Here is a 16996-nt window from a genome sequence, read left to right as displayed (position 1 = left end):
GTCCATGACCGAGCTATCGACCGTGGCCAACGAGGCCGCCTCGGCGGGCGTGCAAGGCGCGGCGGCGCAGGCCGAGCCCGTCCGCACGCCGTGGACCGAGTTCTGGCGCAAGTTCCGCCGTCAGCATCTGGCGCTCGCCGCCGGCGTGTTCGTGATCCTGCTGGTGATCGTCGCGGTGCTGTCGCCGCAGCTGGTGCCCTACGATCCGGAGAACTACTTCGACTACGACGCGCTGAACGCCGGCCCATCGGCGGCGCACTGGTTCGGCGTCGATTCGCTGGGCCGCGACATCTTCAGCCGCATCCTGGCGGGCACGCGCATCTCGCTGGCCGCCGGCTTCTTCTCGGTGATCGTCGGCGCCATCGTCGGCACGCTGCTCGGCTTGCTGGCGGGCTACTACGAGGGCTGGTGGGACCGGATCGTGATGCGGATCTCCGACGTGCTGTTCGCGTTCCCGGGCATCCTGCTGGCGATCGGCATCGTCGCCATCCTGGGCAACGGCATGGTCAACGTGATCTTTGCGGTCGCGATCTTCAGCATCCCGGCGTTCGCGCGGCTGGTGCGCGGCAATACGCTGATGCTCAAGCGCCTGACCTATATCGAGGCCGCGCGCAGCATCGGCGCGTCCGACTGGACCATCCTGATGCGGCATATCCTGCCGGGCACGATCTCGTCGATCGTCGTCTATTTCTCGATGCGGATCGGCACCTCGATCATCACCGCGGCGAGCCTGTCCTTCCTCGGCCTGGGCGCGCAGCCGCCGACGCCCGAGTGGGGCGCGATGCTGAACGAAGCGCGCGCCGACATGGTGACGGCCCCGCATGTGGCGATCTTCCCCAGCCTGGCGATCTTCCTGACGGTGCTCGCCTTCAACCTGCTCGGCGACGGGCTGCGCGACGCGCTCGATCCGAAGATCGATCGTCGCTGACCGGGGACCATCGCGATGCCGCACGAACCTTCCGCCGCGTCCGGCGTACCGCCCCATATCGGCGAGCTGCCGGCCGGCGCGCGCAATGCGATCACCGACGTGCCGGGCGTGCGCGTCGGCCATTGCACGCTGGCCGACGGCGCCGTGCAGACCGGCGTCACCGTGGTGCTGCCGCACGCCGGCGATCCATATCTGGACAAGGTGCCAGCCGCGGCCGCGGTGCTGAACGGCTTCGGCAAGAGCATCGGCCTGGTGCAGGTCGACGAACTTGGCGTGCTGGAGACGCCGATCGCACTGACCAATACCTTTGCGGTCGGGGCCGTGGCGCAGGCGCAGATCCGCCAGGCGATCGCTGCCCACGCCGAGATCGGCCGCGGCTGGCCCACCGTCAATCCGCTGGTGTTCGAATGCAATGACGGCTATCTGAACGACATCCAGGCGATGGCCATCGGCGACACGCACTATCTGCAGGCTTGCGCAGCGGCCGACGTGGAGGTTGCGCAAGGCGCGGTGGGGGCCGGGCGCGGCATGTCGGCGTTCGGCGTCAAGGGCGGCATCGGTACGGCGTCTCGTGTTGCCGGGCCGTACCGCGTAGGCGCGCTGGTGCTGGCCAATTACGGCACGCCGTCGACACTGACGTTCGCCGGCCAGCGGATCGGTCTGGAACTGGCGCAACGGCTTGCCGCGCCTGCGGCAGCGGACGCCGCGCCGGAGAAGGGCTCGATCATCATGATCGTCGCCACTGACGCGCCGCTCGATTCCCGCCAGCTGGGGCGTCTGGCACGGCGCGCCGGAGCGGGACTGGCACGCACCGGTTCGGTCTATGGCCATGGCTCCGGCGATATCGCGCTGGCCTTCAGCACCGCCTATACCGTGCCGCACGACGCTGCCGTGCCGATGCCTGCCATCGCGATGGTCCATGAGACCGCGCTCGATCCGCTGTTCCATGCCGCTGCCGACAGCGTCGAGCAGGCCATCGTGCATGCGCTGTGGCATGCGCAGACCGTCAGCGGCCGCGACGGCCATTGCCGCCGCGGTCTGCTGGCGGTGATGCCTGAACTGAATTCCGTCGACTGAACCGTTTGCCTGCTCGCGGCCTGCGCCGGAGCGCCTATCCGATGAAGATCCTGATTTCCACCGATATCGAGGGCGTCGCCGGCGTCTTCCATCCCGAACAGACGCGCCCGGGCAACCGCGAATACGAGCGTGCCCGCGCCTGGATGACGCGGGAGGCCGACGCCGCGGCGCGCGGCGCCTTTGCAGCCGGGGCCGAGGCCGTCTGGGTCAACGACTCGCACGGCGGCTTCCGCAATCTGCTGCCGGACCTGCTGGACCCGCGTGTGCGCCTCGTACTCGGCAAGCCGCGCTACGCCGGCATGATGAGCGGCATCGAGCAGGGCTGCGATGGTGTGCTGATGATCGGCTATCACGGCCGTGCACAGGGGCACGGCATCCTGGCGCATACGATCAATAGCGGCGCGTTCGCCAGCGTCAGGCTCAACGGCACCGAGCTCGGCGAGGCGGGCCTGTATGCGGCCCTCGCTGGCGAGGCCGGTGTGCCGGTGTTGATGGCCAGCGGCGACGATGTGTTCGTCGACGAGACGTCGGCACTGCTGCCGTGGGTCCGCTATGTCGCCACCAAGCGCGCGCAGGGGCAGGGCACCGGCGACTCGATGACGCCCGCCGCCGCGTGCGAGGCGATCGCCGCGGCGGCGCAAGCCGCGGTCCGCTCGCTGCGAACCGATCCGGCTGCCGTTCGGCCCTTCACCATCGCTGGCCCGGTGAACTGCCGATTGCGGACGCTGACGCCCGCGCATGCCGACCTGTTCTGCCAATGGCCCACGCTGCAGCGGCTCGACGGCGTCACGCTAAGCTTCGATGCGCCCAACGTGACCGACGCGGTACGCATGCTGAACTGCCTGTCGGCGATGTCGTTCATGTTGAGGTAGCGCAGAGGGCAGCAGCGAAAGCCACAACACGTGCAGGCGCGCGAGGTGTTCGCCCCTCTCCCGCTTGCGGGAGGGAGGGGCGGGGGAGAGGGCGAGCGGCGTTCGTCATGCGGCCAACGCTCGAAAAACCACCTTCCTCTCCCCAACCCTCTCCCCCTGAGGGCGAGAGGGAGAATACCGCCGGCAACAATCAGTGTCGGCGGTCCGCCAGCGCCCGCAGCCTCAAGCCACCGGCAACGTCTTGCTGAATACGCTGACGCCATCCAGGTCGCGCAGGTCCACCGTCAGTGCCTTCGTCGACGGATCGATATTGACCTCGCCGAAGAACTGGAACCCGGAGTAGGGAGACAGGTTGGCCTGGCCGGCAGGCGGCGCCTTCTGGAACACCAGCTGCGGACCGAAGGTGCCGTCGAGCTGATTGGGGCCGAAGGTGCCGGCGTTCAGCGGGCCGGCGACGAATTCCCAGAAAGGCGAGAAGTCGGTGAACTGCGCCTTCGACGGATCGTAGAAGTGCGCGGCGCAATAGTGCACGTCGGCGGTCAGCCACACCACATTGGGCACGCCCTTGATCGCGCGCAGCAGCCGCGCGGTTTCCAGTTCGCGGCCCATGGCGGCGCCGTCGTTGCCATTGGCGATCGCCTCCCAGCGGGCGTTGCCGGCCGCGTCCTTGCCGTCCGGCACCCACAGGCCGATCGGCATGTCGGCGGCGATGATCTTCCAGGTGGCCTGCGACTGCTTCACACCATTGACGAGCCATTCGAGCTGCTCGTTGCCGAGGAACACCGTGTCGCCGTTCTCGGTGGTCTGCAGGTTGGCCGTATTGCCGCCGCGATACGTGCGCATGTCGAGCACGAACACGTCCAGCAGCGGGCCGTACGAGACCTTGCGATAGAGCGTCTGCTCGGCCGCGGTACTGCCGATCCGCATCGGCGCGTATTCGCGGAAGGCCTGCGTGGCGCGGGCCACCAGCGTGGCGATGTTCTTCTCGGTGTAGCGCGCATCGGCGCTCAGGTCCTTGGTCGGCGACCAGTTGTTGGTCACCTCGTGATCGTCCCATTGCCAGATCTGCGGCACCTCGGCGGAGAAGCGGCGCACGTTCTCGTCCATCAGGTTGTAGCGGTAGCGGCCGCGGTATTCGTCCAGCGTCTCGGCGACCTTGGAGACCTCCGGCGTCACCAGGTTCTTCCAGACGCGGCCGTTCTCCGCGGTGGCTTCGGCCAGGATCGGGCCATCGGCGTAGATGGTGTCGCCGCTGTGCAGGAAGAAGTCCGGCTCGCGGCGGCGCATCGCCTCGAAGATCCTCATGCCGCCGAATTCGGTGTTGATGCCCCAGCCCTGACCGGCGACGTCACCGCCCCAGACGAAGCGCACCGCGCGGTTGGCGTCGGTACGCGGAATCGTGCGGAACTGGCCCGGCACCACCACGCCGGTCGCGCGCGGGTTGTCGATGCTGTCGTAGGCCACGCGCAGGAAGATCGATTCGCCGGCCGGCAGATCGGTCAGTTCCACGCGGCCGGTGAAATCGGATGCCGCGCTGACGGTGGGCCCGAGCACCTTGCGCGGATTGCGGAAGCTGTCGGTAGTGTCGTACTCCACGCGCAGTTGCGCCGGCCGGTCGGCGCGCGCCCAGACCACCGCGCGTCCGCCGCCCACATCGCCGATCTGGATGCCGTAAGGCAGCTTGGGGCGTTCGCTGTCGGGCACGATCACCGCCGGCGCCTCGGGCGAGTCGTCGGAACCGCAGGCGGCCAGGCCGAAGCTGGTGCCAAGGCCAAGTGCGCCGGTGTGGATCAGGAAACGTCGACGGGGGTAGGGGGATCGGGTCATGTCCTGCCTCTTGCCTTTTGGGGGGTGGGGAAGGGAAAGGCAGGACCTTAGCGGGCGATTGCGAAAGAATGATGAAAGCCGGCGCCCCCGTCGGGACAGGCGGTTTGAACCGGGATGGCATGGTCGTTGCGAAACACCGGTTTCCGCGTACCACGATCAAGGAGATGGCGATGAACCCCTCGCAACCCGGCACGAATCAGGGCGGTGCCAGCATCGTAGGATCGGGCGTCGGCGAAGGCCCCGGCCCGGAAGTGATGGCGGCATCCAGCCTCGAGGACACCAAGGTCTATTCGTCCGACGGCGAGCATGTCGGCGAAATCAGCGAAATCATGCTGGATGTACCGCGCGGCCGCATTGCCTATGCCGTGCTGACCACCGGCGGCTTTCTGGGTATCGGCGATACGTTGCACGCGATTCCGTGGAATGCGCTGGTCATGGACACCGACCAGAAATGCTTCCGCCTCGGCATCACGGCCGATCGCATCAAGTCGGCGCCCGGCTTCAACAAGGACCAATGGCCCCGCATGGCGGACCCGCAGTGGGGTACGCAGCTGCACCAGTACTACGAGCGCGAGCCGTATTGGCTGTCCGGCGGCGGCACGCTGTGAGTCAGGCGGCGCGCACCGCGTGCGGTCGATGCCGTCGATGCCGTCGATGCGGACGCGTCGTTCTTACAGCGGCATGTAATTCCGCAATGGCCGATGGGGCCGCAGGCGCAACGCTCCGCGCGGCTGGCGTCCCCGCTGGATGACGGTCTGGCCGCGCAACGCGGCCAGTTGCCTGGCGTCACAGGGCGGCCGACGTCATGCATATACGGTGCTTGTCAGCGATGTTGCCGTCAATCGGCATCAATCGAGCCGTGTGCCGGTCGCCTTGACCTGCGCGGCCCACCACGCCGTCTCGCTGCGGATCTGCGCCGCGAACGCTTCGGGGGTGTTGCCGACCGGTTCCGCGCCGAGCTCGATCACCCGCTTGCGCATCTCCGGCGTGGCCAGGATGCGGGCGCAGGCCTCGTGCAGCTTCGCGATGACGGGCTTGGGCGTGCCGGCCGGCGCCATCAGGCCCTTCCACGCGGTGACCAGATAGCCCTTGACGCCGGCCTCGTCGAAGGTCGGCACGTCGGGCAGCGCCGCGGCGCGCTTGTCGCTGGCGACCGCGATCGGCCGCAGCTTGCCGCCCTGCACCTGGGCGAGCAGCGCCGGCATGTTGTCGATCATCAGGTCGATATGGCCGGCCATCAGGTCGGCGACGGCCGGGCCGCTGCCCTTGTAGGGAACGTGCTGCATGTTCAGCCCGGCGGTCCGGTTCAGCAGCTCGCCGCCCAGATGCGCGACGGTGCCGTTGCCGGGCGAGCCGAACGACAGCTTGCCCGGATGGCTGCGCGCATAGGCCAGGAACTCCGACAGATTGCGCACGGGCAGCTGCGCCTTCACCGCCATCAGGTTGTGCTCGCGCGCGAGCACCGTGATCGGAGCGAGATCGCGCGCCGGATCGAACGGCATCTTGCTGTACAGGCTCGGATTGATCACGGTCGGCCCGGCCGCGGCCAGCAGCAGCGTGTAGCCGTCGGGCGCGGCGCGCGCGACGCTCTCGCCGGCGATATTGCCGCCCGCGCCGGGCTTGTTTTCGACCACTACCACCTGGCCCAGTTCGGCCTTCAGCCGATCGGCCAGCAGGCGCGCCAGGATGTCGGACGAACCGCCCGGTGCAAACGGCACCACCAGCCGGATTGGCTTGCCGGGGTAGGGCGCTTCGGCGTGGGCCGCGCCGGAGAGCATGGCGGTGCCGATCGCCAGCGCCATCGTGGCGACAAGGGTCTTGAACATGGTGTCTCCTGTTGTGTTTTTTCGGCTGCGGCGCAAAGGTCAGGCGCCGGCCTGCGCCAGCGTGCGCTTGGCGATATTGAGCTGGTGGATCTGGCTGGTGCCCTCGTACAGGCGGAACAGCCGCACGTCGCGATAGAAACGCTCGATGCCGTAGTCGGCGATATAGCCGTAGCCGCCGAACATCTGCACGCAGCGGTCGGCGACGCGTCCGCACATCTCCGAGGCGAAGTACTTGCAGATCGAAGCCTGCATCGTCACGTCCTCGCCGCGGTCGCGCTGGCGCGCTGTCTCCAGCACCAGCGCGCGGGCCGCATGGATCTCGGTCTGGCAGTCGGCGATCATCGCCTGCACCAGCTGGAAGCTCGACAGCGGTTCGCCGAACTGGTTGCGCGTGCTGACGAAGCGGATCGCATCGTCCAGCATGCGGATGGCCGGGCCGATGCACAGCGCCGACAGATGGATGCGCTGCTTGTTCAGCACCTTCATCGCCGTACGGAAGCCCTGGCCTTCGACCCCGCCGATCAGGTTGGCGGCCGGCACGCGGCAATCGTCGAAATGCACCTCGGACACCGGCGAGCCTTCCTGGCCCATCTTGCGGTAGGCCGGCCCGGTGCGCAGGCCCGGCGTGTCGCGCTCGACGAGGAAGGCCGAGATGCCGGATGCGCCGGTGGTATCGGGATCGGTGCGGGCCATCACTGTGAAGAGCCCGGCGATAGGCGCATTGGTGATGAAGCACTTGGTGCCGTTGATCAGATAGTGGTCGCCGTCGCGGCGCGCCGACGTGGTCAGTGCCGTCGCATCCGATCCGGCCTCCGGCTCGGTCAGCGCGAACGAGCCGGTGATCTCGCCGCTGGCCAGGCGGGGCAGATAGCGCTGCTTCTGCTCGGGCGTGCCGTCGGCGACGAGCGCTTCCGAGCCGATGCCGGTATTGGTCCCGACCCGTGCGCGGAAGGCCACCGAGCACTGCGACAGTTCGATCGCGGCCAGCACCAGCTCTTCGGTCGTCATCCCGGCGCCGCCATAGGACTCGGGGATCGAAAAGCCGAACAGCCCGATGTCGGCCATCTCCTTGACCAGGTCGGCCGGCACCTCGTCGCGCGATGCGACCTCGGCCTCGCGCGGCACCAGTCGCTGCTGCACGAAGCGGCGTAGTTGCGCCAGAAATGCGGGATAGGTGTCGGGGTCTCGGATCATCGCTACGGCTTCCTGTTGCGGTTGGCGGCGGATCGCGGGCCATGCCCGCGGACCGGCATCGGATGGAGAGGCAGCGTAGCAATAAGGGGCGAAATAGTGGATCGTTGTTTCGCTATCTTGAACGACATGGTGTTTGCCCACGGGCCCGGCGCGTTATGATCGACGCCGACCAGATGCCGTACATCCTGTCGTTCCCGCGAAAGCGGGAACCCAGCGACTTGTTTGGCCGCGAGTGAGAAAAGACACTGGGCCCCCGCCTTCGCGGGGGCGACAGCGATGTCGATGCCCTGCTGAAACCCAACATTTCGATTCATCCCCGAACGCCGCCCCCGATGGCTCCACGCTCTCATCATCCCGATCCGGCCTTCGCCACTACGCTCGCGCACGGGCTGTCGCTGCTGCAGTGCTTCGGCATTGGTGACAGCGTGCTCAGCAACAAGGAACTGGCCGAGCGCACCGGCCTGTCGCCGGCGACGGTCAGCCGGCTGACGTACACGCTGGCCGCACGCGGCCTGCTGCGCTATGACGCGCAACTGCGCCGCTACCGGCTCGGATCAACCACGCTGGCACTGGGCTACCCGCTGCTGGCCACGCTACGCATCCGTCAGTTGGCGCGGCCGCTGATGAAGCAGCTGGCCGACGAGATCGATGGCTCCGTGTCGCTGGGCCTGCGCGACCGCACGCAGATGGTCTATGTCGAGACGAGCCGCGGCCACGATGCGATGGCGTTCCGGCCGGATATCGGTGCGACGCTGCCGATGCTGCCCACCGCGATTGGCCGGGCCTGGCTGTGCCATGCGTCGCAGCAGGAAAGCGGGCCGGTGCTGGCGGCGCTGCGCAAGACCGATCCGGCGGAATTCCGTCGACATGCGCCTGCGTTCGAACACGCACGGCAAGAGATGGCCGAGTTCGGCTTCTGCACGTCTCGCGGCGAATGGCAGAGCGACATCCATGCCGTGGCGGCGCCGCTGCCGACGCGTATCGATGGCGAGGTCATGGTGTTCAACTGCGGCGTGCTGGGCGCGCGGATGACGCCGCGCAAGCTCGAGCGGCAGATGGGGCCGCGCCTTCTGCGAATGGTCGCCAGGATCGAGGCCGCGCTGAGGAAGAGCCGATGAACGGCCCCGGTTCGCGCCTCGGTTCGCGTACCAGCGCGGCGCAATCCGTGCCGCAATCTCTTTCGCGCACGAAGGAGCCGGCCGACAAGGACCGCCAGTACGCGGCCACGCTGGCCAACGGCATCGACATCCTGCTGGCCTTCGACAGCGGCGACGCGATGCTCGGCAATCGCGATTTCGCCGAGCGTACCGGGCTGTCCAAGACGACCGTGGCCCGGCTGACGCATACGCTGACGGCGCTGGGCTATCTGCGCCACGACACCGTGCTGCGCAAATACCGGCTCGGTGCGGCGGTGCTGTCGATGGGTTATCCGCTGCTGGCCAGCATGCATCTGCGCCAGCTGGCGCGGCCAATGATGAAGGCGCTGGCCGACCGGCTGTGCGGCGCCGTGTCGCTGGGCATCCGCGACCGCACGCAGATGATCTATGTCGAGACCGCGCGCTCGACAGACAGCCTGATCGTGACGCCGGAGATCGGCGCCGCGCTGCCGATGCTGACCACCGCCATCGGCCGCGCCTGGCTGTGCCGCGCGCCGGCGAACGAACGCGATGCGGTGCTCAACCAGCTGCGGCTGCAGGATCCGAAAGCCTTCGCCTACGCCCAACCGCGGCTGGCGGACGCTCGCCGCGATCTGGAGCGGCAAGGGTACTGTTCGAACCGCGCCGAATGGCGGCCCGAGGTCTACGGCTTCGCGGTACCGATGTGCCAGCCGGTCGGCTCGCAGCTGTTCGTGCTGAACTGCGGCGTGCCGGTCGGGCAGGGCAGCTTCGGAGCGATCGAGAAACAGGCCGGGCCGCAGTTGCGGGCGCTGATGCTCGATATCGAACGCATGCTGGGGTTGCGATAGACCGGAACGAACCGTTTCGTAGTCCGGCCTGCTGCAGCGCGGCAAGCGTCCGCTTTCAAACTGGCATGGCCGGGGCCCCGGTCACCGCGTTTTTATTCTGCATCGCAGCAATGGCGCGGCGGATTCTGCGTGGGCGCGGTCATTGCGGAATCCGATTCAATAAGCCCATTCATTGACTTGACCTTGCGCAAACACGCCTCTACGATCGCCTCCCTATAGCCAACGTGTTCGTATGTAGAACGATAGTTCGAAGTGCGGCAATTCAAGATGCCATTCGGCATGTTTTTGGGAGACAGATCTTGAGCAAGGTCGCCGGGTTCTTTACCGAACTGATGCGCCGGTATTTGCCGGACCCTTTCGTTTTCGCCATCGGACTGACGCTGCTGAGCATGGCGATGGCCATGCTGGTGCAAGGACAGGCCGCGCCGGCCGTGATTCTCGAATGGGGCAAGGGCTTCTGGAACCTGCTGGCGTTCACCACGCAGATGGCTGTGATCCTGGCGATGGGGTACGTGCTGGCTACCGCGCCGCTGATCGACCGCTTCCTCGATCGCATCGTCGAGCGCGTGGCCACGCCGCGCGGCGCGGTGATCGTCGCCACGCTGGTCGGCGGCATCGGCAGCTACCTGAACTGGGGCTTCGGGCTGGTGATCGGCGGCATCGTCGCGCGCAAGCTCGCGTTAAAGGTCAAGGGCGTCCACTATCCGCTGATCATCGCGGCGGCGTATAGCGGCTTCACGCTGTACGGCCTCGGCCTGTCGGCCAGCATCCCGGTACTGATCTCCACGCCGGGCCATCCGATGGAAAAGCTGATGGGCGTGATCGCGCTGAAGGACACGATCTTCTCGACGCCGATGCTGCTGACCAGCCTGGCGGTCATCATCACGCTGCCGCTGCTCAACGCGATGCTGCACCCGCGCGACCCCAAGGACATCACCGAAATCAACGTCGAAGCCGAAACGCGCGGAGAGCGGGGCGGCGCTGCCGGCGGCCACAGCATGGGGCTGGAGAACACGCTGGCCACGCGGATGAACAACAGCCGGCTGCTGAGCCTGGTGATCGGTGTCTGCGGTCTGGTCTATGCGGGGCTCTATTTCACGCAGGGCGGCACGCTGGACCTGAATCTGATCAACTTCCTGATCCTGTTCATCGGCGTGCTGCTGCTCGGCACGCCGGCCAACTACGTGGCCAGGCTGAACGAGGGCATCAAGACGATTTCGGGCATCATCCTGCAGTATCCGTTCTATGCCGGCATCATGGCGGTGATGGCCGGATCGGGCCTGGTCGACACGATCTCGCGCGTGTTCGTCGATATCGCGACGCCGCAGACGCTGCCGTTCTGGGGCCTGGTCAGCTCGTTCTTCATCAACTTCTTCGCGCCGTCGGGCGGCGGGCACTGGGTGATTCAGGGTCCGTTCATGATCGATGCGGCCAAGGCCATCGGTAGTTCGGTGGCGCAGACGTCGATGTCGGTGATGCTGGGCAACGCCTGGAACGACCTGGTGCAGCCGTTCTGGATTCTGCCGGCGCTGGCGCTGTCGAAGCTGAAGCTGAAGGACGTGATGGGCTACACCGTGATCATGATGTTCTGGGTCGGCCTGATCTACATCGTCGCCATGCTGGCGTGGGGCGCGCAGATCTGACGATCCCCGGTTGATCATCGATAAACGCTTTCCCGACAACAACACAGGAGACACCATGCCGTACATCATCGAGACGTTCGACAAGCCCGACCACCAGCACGTGCGCAAGGCCGAGCGGCCGGCGCATCTGGACTTCCTCGAAGCCAACAAGTCGCTGCTGCTCGCCTGCGGCGCCAAGCTGAACGACGATGGCAGCGATGCCGGCGGCGGTGTCTATATCGTCGATGTCGATAGCCGCGAGGCCGCGCAGGCGCTGATCGAGGCCGATCCGTTCCACAAGGCGGGCCTGTTCGCCGAAGTGCGGATCACGCGCTGGCGCAAGGCCTATCTCGACGGCGTCTGCTGTCTCTGACATCCCGATCGATCGGACCGCGCGGGCCGGTGCATTCACGCTGGCACCGCGGCGCGTCCGTGCCGGAGGTTATCCCCGATGCGATGGAAACAACGACCGGAAGGCTCCAACTGGGGCGATTTCGGCCCGGACGACCAGCTCGGCCGTCTGAATCTGATCACCACGGACAAGGTACGCGCCGCCGCGCAGGAGATTCGCAGCGGCCGCACGTTCTGCCTGTCGCTGCCACTCGATCTGCCGGGCGGCAATGCGCTGAACGTGCGCCGGCATCCGCCGGTGCTTCGGCCCACCTATCGCGACGACATTCCCTACGTCAATTTCCCGCTGGCCAAGGTCGACGCCAATGCGCTCGACGTGCTCAGCGACGACCAGGTGCTGCTGTCCCTGCAGTATTCGACGCAATGGGATTCGCTGGCCCATGTCGGTGCGCTGTTCGATGCCGACGGCGACGGTGTGGCCGAACGCGTCTACTACAACGGCTTCCGGCCCAACGCCGAGATCGTCGGACCGGTGGACTATGCCGAGGCCGACGATTTCGCCGCGCATCCGTGCGGACATGACCACAGCCACGCCGACGCGCTCGGCATCGAGACACTGGCCGTACACGGTGTGCAGGGCCGCGGCGTGCTGGTCGATCTGGCCGAGCACTTCGGCCGCGAGTTCCGCACCGTCGGCTACGACGACCTGATGCGCGTGATGGACGCCGATCGGGTCGCCGTCGAGACCGGCGATATCCTGGTGCTGCGCACCGGCTTCGCCGAGATGGTGCTGGAGATGGGCGGCAGGCCCGATGCGCATGCGCTGCATCACAGCTGCTGCGCGCTCGACGGCCGCGACGAGCGGCTGCTGCAATGGATCGCGGAGGCGGGCATCGCCGCGCTGGCCGCCGACAACTACGCGGTCGAACGCTTCCCGGCACGGCCCCCGGAGCCGGGGCAGCGGGCGGTGCCGATGCTGCCGCTGCATCATCACTGCCTGTTCAAGCTCGGCCTGCCGCTGGGCGAGCTGTGGTATCTGCGCGAGCTTGCCGCCTGCCTGCGCGCCGAGCGGCGCTCGCGCTTTTTTCTGACCGCGCCGCCGTTGCGCCTGCCCGGCGCGATGGGCTCTCCCGTGACGCCGATCGCCACGGTATGACCTCGCTTACCCCATTGACCGTACTGCTACAACAAGGAGATCGCCATGCTGTTCATGGTTGAAATGACCGTCCGCATTCCCCAATCCGCCGACCCGCAAGCCGTCGAGAAGCTCAAGGCCGACGAGAAGGCGCTGTCCCAACAGCTGCAGCGCGAAGGCAAGTGGCGCCACCTGTGGCGCGTGGTGGGCCAGTACGCCAACGTCAGCATCTTCGACGTCAAGGACAACGACGAGCTGCACACGCTGCTGACCTCGCTGCCGCTGTATCCGTTCATGGAGATGAAGGTCACGCCGCTGGCGCAGCACGGTTCCGCGATCGCGCAGAACTGATGCCTGTGCCGCTCCGCGCGGGCGCATGCCGCGCCGCGCGGGGCATCGATCGATCCTCGTCCCGAGTACTGCCGAGTACTGCCCGGTACCGATGAGGATCACTGAGTACCGCCGTCAACCGCTGAGATCCGCTTCCGCCATGCCCTTCGCCGACCTTTCCGACGTCCGCCTCCACTACCAGCTCGATGGCGACCCGAGCCTGCCGGTGCTCGTGCTGTCCAATTCGCTGGGTACCAACTTCGATATGTGGCAGCCGCAGATCGCGGCCTTCACGCAGCATTTCCGCGTGCTGCGATATGACACGCGCGGCCACGGCGGCTCGTCGGTGCCGGCCGGTCCCTATACCGTCGCCCAGCTCGGTGGCGACGTGATCGCGCTGCTTGATGCGCTGCGCATCGAGCGCGCGCATTTCTGTGGGCTGTCGATGGGGGGCATCACGGGCATGTGGCTGGGCCTGAACCACACCAAGCGGCTCGGCAAGCTGGTGCTGTGCAATACAGCGGCCTACATCGGCCCGCCGGAGAACTGGACCAACCGCGCCGCGGCGGTCGAGCGCGATGGCGTGGGGTCGATCGCGGCCGCGGTCGTCGACCGGTGGCTGACCCCGGACTTCGCCGCCGCGCATCCGGAACTGGTGCAGCAATTGCGCGCCATGCTGAGCGCGACGGACGCGGCGGGCTATGCCGCCAATTGCCGCGCGATCCGCGACAACGACCTGCGCGCCGAGATCCATCGGATCGCGGTGCCGACGCTGGTGATCGCCGGCTCGGGCGATATTCCGACGCCGCCGGCCGATGGCCGCTACATGGCCGAGACGATTCCGGGCGCGTCCTATGTCGAACTGGAGGCGGCCCACCTGTCGAATCTGCAGCAGGTGGAGCGCTTCACGCAGGCGGTGGTCGATTTTCTGACCGCGGCCTGAGCGTAACGGGGGTACGGCGCCGACGGTTCACCGTCGTCCCTGCGAAGGCGGGGACTCGGTGGCTTCAGCGGCCGCCGGCTCCGCCTTCGTAGTGGCGACGGGCAGACTCAGTCGACCTTCGCGCCCGAACGCTTGACCACCGTCGACCATTTGCGGATCTCGCTGTCGACAAACCGCGCGGTCTGCTCCGGCGACATCGGCATCGGCTCCGATCCGCGGTCGACGATGAACTTCTGCAGCTCCGGCGATTGCAGCGCCTTCACCGTTTCCGCATTGAGCTGCGACACGATGGCCGGCGGCGTGCCGGCCGGCGCCATCAGCACCGCCCAACCCAGTGCCTCGAAGTCGGGCACGCCTTGCTCCTGCACCGTCGGCACGTTCGGCAGCTGCGGCACGCGCTTGCCCGCGGTCACGGCCAGCGGCACGGCCTTCTTCGACTGGATCAGCGGCAGGGCGGCGGTGATCGAGTCGACCATCACCGGAATCTGGTTGCCCAGGAAGTCCGCCTGCGCCGGGCCGCTGCCCTTGTACGGGATATGGACCATGAAGATGCCGGCGCGCGCCTTCAGCATCTCGGCCGACAGATGCTGCGTGCCGCCGATGCCGGCGCTCGCGTAGCTGAGCTTGCCCGGCGCCGCCTTGGCCTTGCCGACCAGATCGCGCAGCGACGTGATGCCCGACGCCGGCGTCGACAGGAACACCAGCGGCACCGAGAACACGCCCGAGATCGCCTGGAAATCGCGGCGCGGATCGTAGCCGATCGACGCATAGAGCGTCTGGTTGATCGCCATCGCACTGCCGGCCATCACCAGCGTATAGCCATCGGGCGCGGCGCGAGCGGCCAGTTCCATGCCGATATTGCTGCCGGCCCCGGCACGGTTCTCCACCACCACCGACTGCCCAAGCTGCTTGCCGAGCCGCTCGCCGAGCGCCCGCGCAAAGATGTCGGTCGCCTGACCGGGCGGAAAGGGCACGATCAGCTTGATCGGGCGTTCAGGGTAGGCGGCGTGTGCCGCGGCGCTCGCCATCAAGGCGATCGCCGCCAGGCACGTGATGCGTGGCTTCAAGGTTGTCTCCTTCCAACAGGTTCTATGCACGGCCTGAAAGGCCAAGTGGCGACGATAGCACCTGCCCTCCGATTTGGCCAAGTTGCCGCCGGAACGGGCCGTGGCCCGCTGCATCGGCCGCTCTTGCGAATAAAGGATCGCCGGGAAATCTTGCGAACGGCCATTCGCAAGAATAGAATGGAATGCCACACGGAGAGGACGATGGTCGAACGGATCTCGCAAAAGTTGATCGGCTACCGCGTCAAGGCGGCCCGCGAGGCGAAGGGCTGGACCCAGGATCAGCTGACCCAGGTGCTCGGCCTCAACGACCGGCAGTCAGTGTCCGACATCGAAAATGGCAAGCGTGCCCTGAAGTCGGACGAGATGCTGGCTTTATCAGAGTTGCTGGACCGGGACGTCGATTTTTTTCTCGACCCGTTCGCGGTCGCGGGCGAGGCCCAATTTTCCTGGCGGGCGGCGTCGAGCGTGCCGGAACAGGAGCTCGACAGCTTCGAATCGAGGGCGGGAAAATGGATCGGCCTATTGCGCTGGCTGCGCGAAGGGCAGGGCGGTGGTACCAGTCCGCTCAAGCACAGTCTGCGGCTGAACGCGCAGGCATCGTTCGAAGATGCCGCCGCGCGGGCCGAGGCGTTGGTTGCAGCGCTGGAATTGGGCACGGTTCCAGCGGAGCAGCTTGCACAGTGTATCGAGCGTGAACTGGACATCCCGGTTCTTTTCGTCGAGGCCGTAGACTCGGCTCGAGGCGACACCATCTCGGGCGCCACCTGTCACCTGCAGGATCTCGGGGTGATTCTGATCAATCGCAATGAATCCGAGGCTCGCCGCTTTTTCGATCTCGCCCACGAACTGTTCCATGCGTTGACATGGGACGCCATGAAGCCGGACCACCGAGAGTCGAACTCGTTCGAAGCGCGCGGCAGGGCAAAGCGCGTCGAACAACTTGCGGACAATTTCGCCGCGGCATTGTTGATGCCCAGGCCGTCTCTCGAGCAACTGATCGACCCGCGGAGAGGCTCGGATATTCGCCATCTCGCGGATGTTGCCGATCAATTGCGCGTTTGTCCCATTGCGTTGGCCTGGCGTTTGTACAACATGAAGCGCATCGACGCCGCTACGCGAGACCAGCTTCGCAAGGTGCGGCAACGATCCAGCGCGGGTCGCAAACCGAAGCGTTTCTCGAACAGCTTCGTCAGCATGCTTCATACGGCCATCGACCGCGGGCAGCTTTCCGCCCGCAAGGCGGCAAAGGCGATGGGAATGAGCCTGCCGATGCTGAGCGACCTGTTCGCCGAGCACTCACTGCCGGCGCCGTTCGAGCTATGAGGCCCAACATCGCATGGCGAAGGTCCGGGTGTTCGTCGACACCAACATCATCCTGGAAGCGTTCCGGGCCGGGTGCTGGTCCCCCATCTGCGAGCGTTACGCAATTGAGACGGTAGAGAAGTGCGTGGAAGAGGCGCTTACCGGTGATCTTTCCCAACCGCGCCGCATTCCGGTGGACCGCAACGCGCTGGTGTCTGGGCTCAGTGGACGGCATGTCGTCGGAAAGCGGGAGCTGGTTGACCTGGTACTAGCCTATCCCCACTGCCAGGCATTGGACGACGGAGAACTGCATTTGCTCGCCTGGCTGCATGCAAACAAGCTGGTGCCGAAAGCGCTGATCCTGCTGTCAACCGCTGACAAGGCGGCAATCGTTGCAGCGGAACGTCTGGGGTGGATCGATTCACTAACGTCCCTCGAACATCTCGCTAGAACGTCGGGCATCACGCCGGCGCAGACTGGCCACCTCGCCCGGCATTACAGGGAAGATTGGCTGGGGGAAATCAAGATGAAGATACGCCTCGGTATCCTTCCGTAG

General features: G+C 66.6%; 17 protein-coding genes. 13 read left to right on the top strand and 4 right to left on the bottom strand.

Features of this window, described 5'->3' with window-relative positions:
- The first annotated feature begins 4 nt into the window (after positions 1-4).
- Genes gsiD through LRR16_RS15620 form a run of 3 tightly spaced genes read left to right on the top strand, consistent with a single transcriptional unit; the run spans position 5 to position 2877 of the window.
- Positions 5-928, top strand: a complete 924-nt coding sequence (gene gsiD, locus LRR16_RS15630) for a glutathione ABC transporter permease GsiD (protein ID WP_023264237.1) — start codon at positions 5-7, stop codon at positions 926-928.
- A 15-nt stretch (positions 929-943) separates the two neighbouring features.
- A complete protein-coding gene (locus LRR16_RS15625) occupies positions 944-2005 on the top strand; it encodes a P1 family peptidase (protein WP_232206451.1) in 1062 nt (353 codons plus the stop codon).
- Positions 2006-2046: 41 nt separating this feature from the next.
- Complete coding sequence (locus LRR16_RS15620) at positions 2047-2877, top strand: M55 family metallopeptidase (protein WP_232206450.1); 831 nt, start codon at positions 2047-2049, stop codon at positions 2875-2877.
- A gap of 222 nt (positions 2878-3099) precedes the next feature.
- Here the strand turns inward: LRR16_RS15620 and LRR16_RS15615 are convergent, their stop codons facing one another.
- On the bottom strand, positions 3100-4704 hold the full coding sequence (locus LRR16_RS15615) for an alkaline phosphatase (protein WP_232206449.1): 1605 nt from the start codon (positions 4702-4704) through the stop codon (positions 3100-3102).
- Positions 4705-4874: 170 nt separating this feature from the next.
- Here LRR16_RS15615 and LRR16_RS15610 point away from each other — a divergent pair, with 170 nt between their 5' ends.
- Entirely contained in the window at positions 4875-5312 is a 438-nt protein-coding gene (locus tag LRR16_RS15610) for a PRC-barrel domain-containing protein (RefSeq protein ID WP_043439357.1), read from the top strand.
- Between the two features lie 240 nt (positions 5313-5552).
- Here the strand turns inward: LRR16_RS15610 and LRR16_RS15605 are convergent, their stop codons facing one another.
- Positions 5553-6530 carry a Bug family tripartite tricarboxylate transporter substrate binding protein gene (locus LRR16_RS15605; RefSeq protein ID WP_370646822.1) on the bottom strand — a complete coding sequence of 326 codons (978 nt, stop codon included), beginning with the start codon at positions 6528-6530 and terminating at the stop codon, positions 5553-5555.
- Positions 6531-6569: 39 nt separating this feature from the next.
- Complete coding sequence (locus LRR16_RS15600) at positions 6570-7724, bottom strand: acyl-CoA dehydrogenase family protein (protein ID WP_232206448.1); 1155 nt, start codon at positions 7722-7724, stop codon at positions 6570-6572.
- A gap of 332 nt (positions 7725-8056) precedes the next feature.
- On the opposite strand from LRR16_RS15600, the gene LRR16_RS15595 reads away from it, so the two are divergent.
- From LRR16_RS15595 to pcaD, 7 genes are all read left to right on the top strand, one after another.
- A complete protein-coding gene (locus LRR16_RS15595) occupies positions 8057-8842 on the top strand; it encodes an IclR family transcriptional regulator (RefSeq protein ID WP_232206447.1) in 786 nt (261 codons plus the stop codon).
- Positions 8839-9690, top strand: a complete 852-nt coding sequence (locus LRR16_RS15590; RefSeq protein ID WP_232206446.1) for an IclR family transcriptional regulator — start codon at positions 8839-8841, stop codon at positions 9688-9690. Before LRR16_RS15595 ends, LRR16_RS15590 begins: the two co-directional genes overlap by 4 nt.
- 299 nt (positions 9691-9989) lie before the next feature.
- Positions 9990-11333: a short-chain fatty acid transporter gene (locus tag LRR16_RS15585; protein WP_232206445.1), complete on the top strand. Its 1344-nt coding sequence runs from the start codon at positions 9990-9992 to the stop codon at positions 11331-11333.
- Between the two features lie 55 nt (positions 11334-11388).
- Entirely contained in the window at positions 11389-11685 is a 297-nt protein-coding gene (locus LRR16_RS15580; RefSeq protein ID WP_232206444.1) for a YciI family protein, read from the top strand.
- 78 nt (positions 11686-11763) lie between these two features.
- Positions 11764-12819 (top strand): cyclase family protein, encoded by a 1056-nt coding sequence (locus LRR16_RS15575; RefSeq protein ID WP_232206443.1) that lies wholly within the window; start codon positions 11764-11766, stop codon positions 12817-12819.
- 45 nt (positions 12820-12864) lie between these two features.
- Positions 12865-13149 (top strand): muconolactone Delta-isomerase, encoded by a 285-nt coding sequence (gene catC, locus LRR16_RS15570; RefSeq protein ID WP_006576472.1) that lies wholly within the window; start codon positions 12865-12867, stop codon positions 13147-13149.
- Positions 13150-13288: 139 nt separating this feature from the next.
- Positions 13289-14071, top strand: coding sequence for a 3-oxoadipate enol-lactonase (gene pcaD / locus LRR16_RS15565; RefSeq protein ID WP_232206442.1), 783 nt, complete (start codon positions 13289-13291; stop codon positions 14069-14071).
- Between the two features lie 107 nt (positions 14072-14178).
- On the opposite strand, the gene LRR16_RS15560 is transcribed toward pcaD, so the two are convergent.
- Complete coding sequence (locus LRR16_RS15560; RefSeq protein WP_156526513.1) at positions 14179-15099, bottom strand: tripartite tricarboxylate transporter substrate binding protein; 921 nt, start codon at positions 15097-15099, stop codon at positions 14179-14181.
- Between the two features lie 240 nt (positions 15100-15339).
- Between LRR16_RS15560 and LRR16_RS15555 the strand changes: the two genes are divergently transcribed.
- Both LRR16_RS15555 and LRR16_RS15550 read left to right on the top strand, forming a co-directional pair.
- A complete protein-coding gene (locus tag LRR16_RS15555) occupies positions 15340-16461 on the top strand; it encodes an XRE family transcriptional regulator (RefSeq protein WP_052511357.1) in 1122 nt (373 codons plus the stop codon).
- A 13-nt stretch (positions 16462-16474) separates the two neighbouring features.
- Entirely contained in the window at positions 16475-16996 is a 522-nt protein-coding gene (locus tag LRR16_RS15550; RefSeq protein ID WP_006576476.1) for a hypothetical protein, read from the top strand.

The sequence above is a fragment of the Cupriavidus sp. UGS-1 genome, from assembly GCF_021213615.1.
GTDB lineage: Bacteria > Pseudomonadota > Gammaproteobacteria > Burkholderiales > Burkholderiaceae > Cupriavidus.
The sequence above is the reverse complement of the archived record's forward strand: the minus strand, read 5'-3'. Positions and strand labels throughout refer to the sequence as shown.

Bases quoted from the DNA above. Each gene is read 5' to 3' on its own strand.
- LRR16_RS15620 (WP_232206450.1), top strand. From the start codon at position 2,047: ATGAAGATCCTGATTTCCACCGATATCGAGGGCGTCGCCGGCGTCTTC.
- pcaD (WP_232206442.1), top strand. From the start codon at position 13,289: ATGCCCTTCGCCGACCTTTCCGACGTCCGCCTCCACTACCAGCTCGAT.
- gsiD (WP_023264237.1), top strand. From the start codon at position 5: ATGACCGAGCTATCGACCGTGGCCAACGAGGCCGCCTCGGCGGGCGTG.
- LRR16_RS15590 (WP_232206446.1), top strand. From the start codon at position 8,839: ATGAACGGCCCCGGTTCGCGCCTCGGTTCGCGTACCAGCGCGGCGCAA.
- LRR16_RS15555 (WP_052511357.1), top strand. From the start codon at position 15,340: ATGGTCGAACGGATCTCGCAAAAGTTGATCGGCTACCGCGTCAAGGCG.
- LRR16_RS15610 (WP_043439357.1), top strand. From the start codon at position 4,875: ATGAACCCCTCGCAACCCGGCACGAATCAGGGCGGTGCCAGCATCGTA.
- LRR16_RS15625 (WP_232206451.1), top strand. From the start codon at position 944: ATGCCGCACGAACCTTCCGCCGCGTCCGGCGTACCGCCCCATATCGGC.
- catC (WP_006576472.1), top strand. From the start codon at position 12,865: ATGCTGTTCATGGTTGAAATGACCGTCCGCATTCCCCAATCCGCCGAC.
- LRR16_RS15550 (WP_006576476.1), top strand. From the start codon at position 16,475: ATGGCGAAGGTCCGGGTGTTCGTCGACACCAACATCATCCTGGAAGCG.
- LRR16_RS15560 (WP_156526513.1), bottom strand. From the start codon at position 15,099: ATGGCGAGCGCCGCGGCACACGCCGCCTACCCTGAACGCCCGATCAAG.
- LRR16_RS15600 (WP_232206448.1), bottom strand. From the start codon at position 7,724: ATGATCCGAGACCCCGACACCTATCCCGCATTTCTGGCGCAACTACGC.
- LRR16_RS15615 (WP_232206449.1), bottom strand. From the start codon at position 4,704: ATGACCCGATCCCCCTACCCCCGTCGACGTTTCCTGATCCACACCGGC.
- LRR16_RS15595 (WP_232206447.1), top strand. From the start codon at position 8,057: ATGGCTCCACGCTCTCATCATCCCGATCCGGCCTTCGCCACTACGCTC.
- LRR16_RS15580 (WP_232206444.1), top strand. From the start codon at position 11,389: ATGCCGTACATCATCGAGACGTTCGACAAGCCCGACCACCAGCACGTG.
- LRR16_RS15605 (WP_370646822.1), bottom strand. From the start codon at position 6,530: ATGTTCAAGACCCTTGTCGCCACGATGGCGCTGGCGATCGGCACCGCC.
- LRR16_RS15575 (WP_232206443.1), top strand. From the start codon at position 11,764: ATGCGATGGAAACAACGACCGGAAGGCTCCAACTGGGGCGATTTCGGC.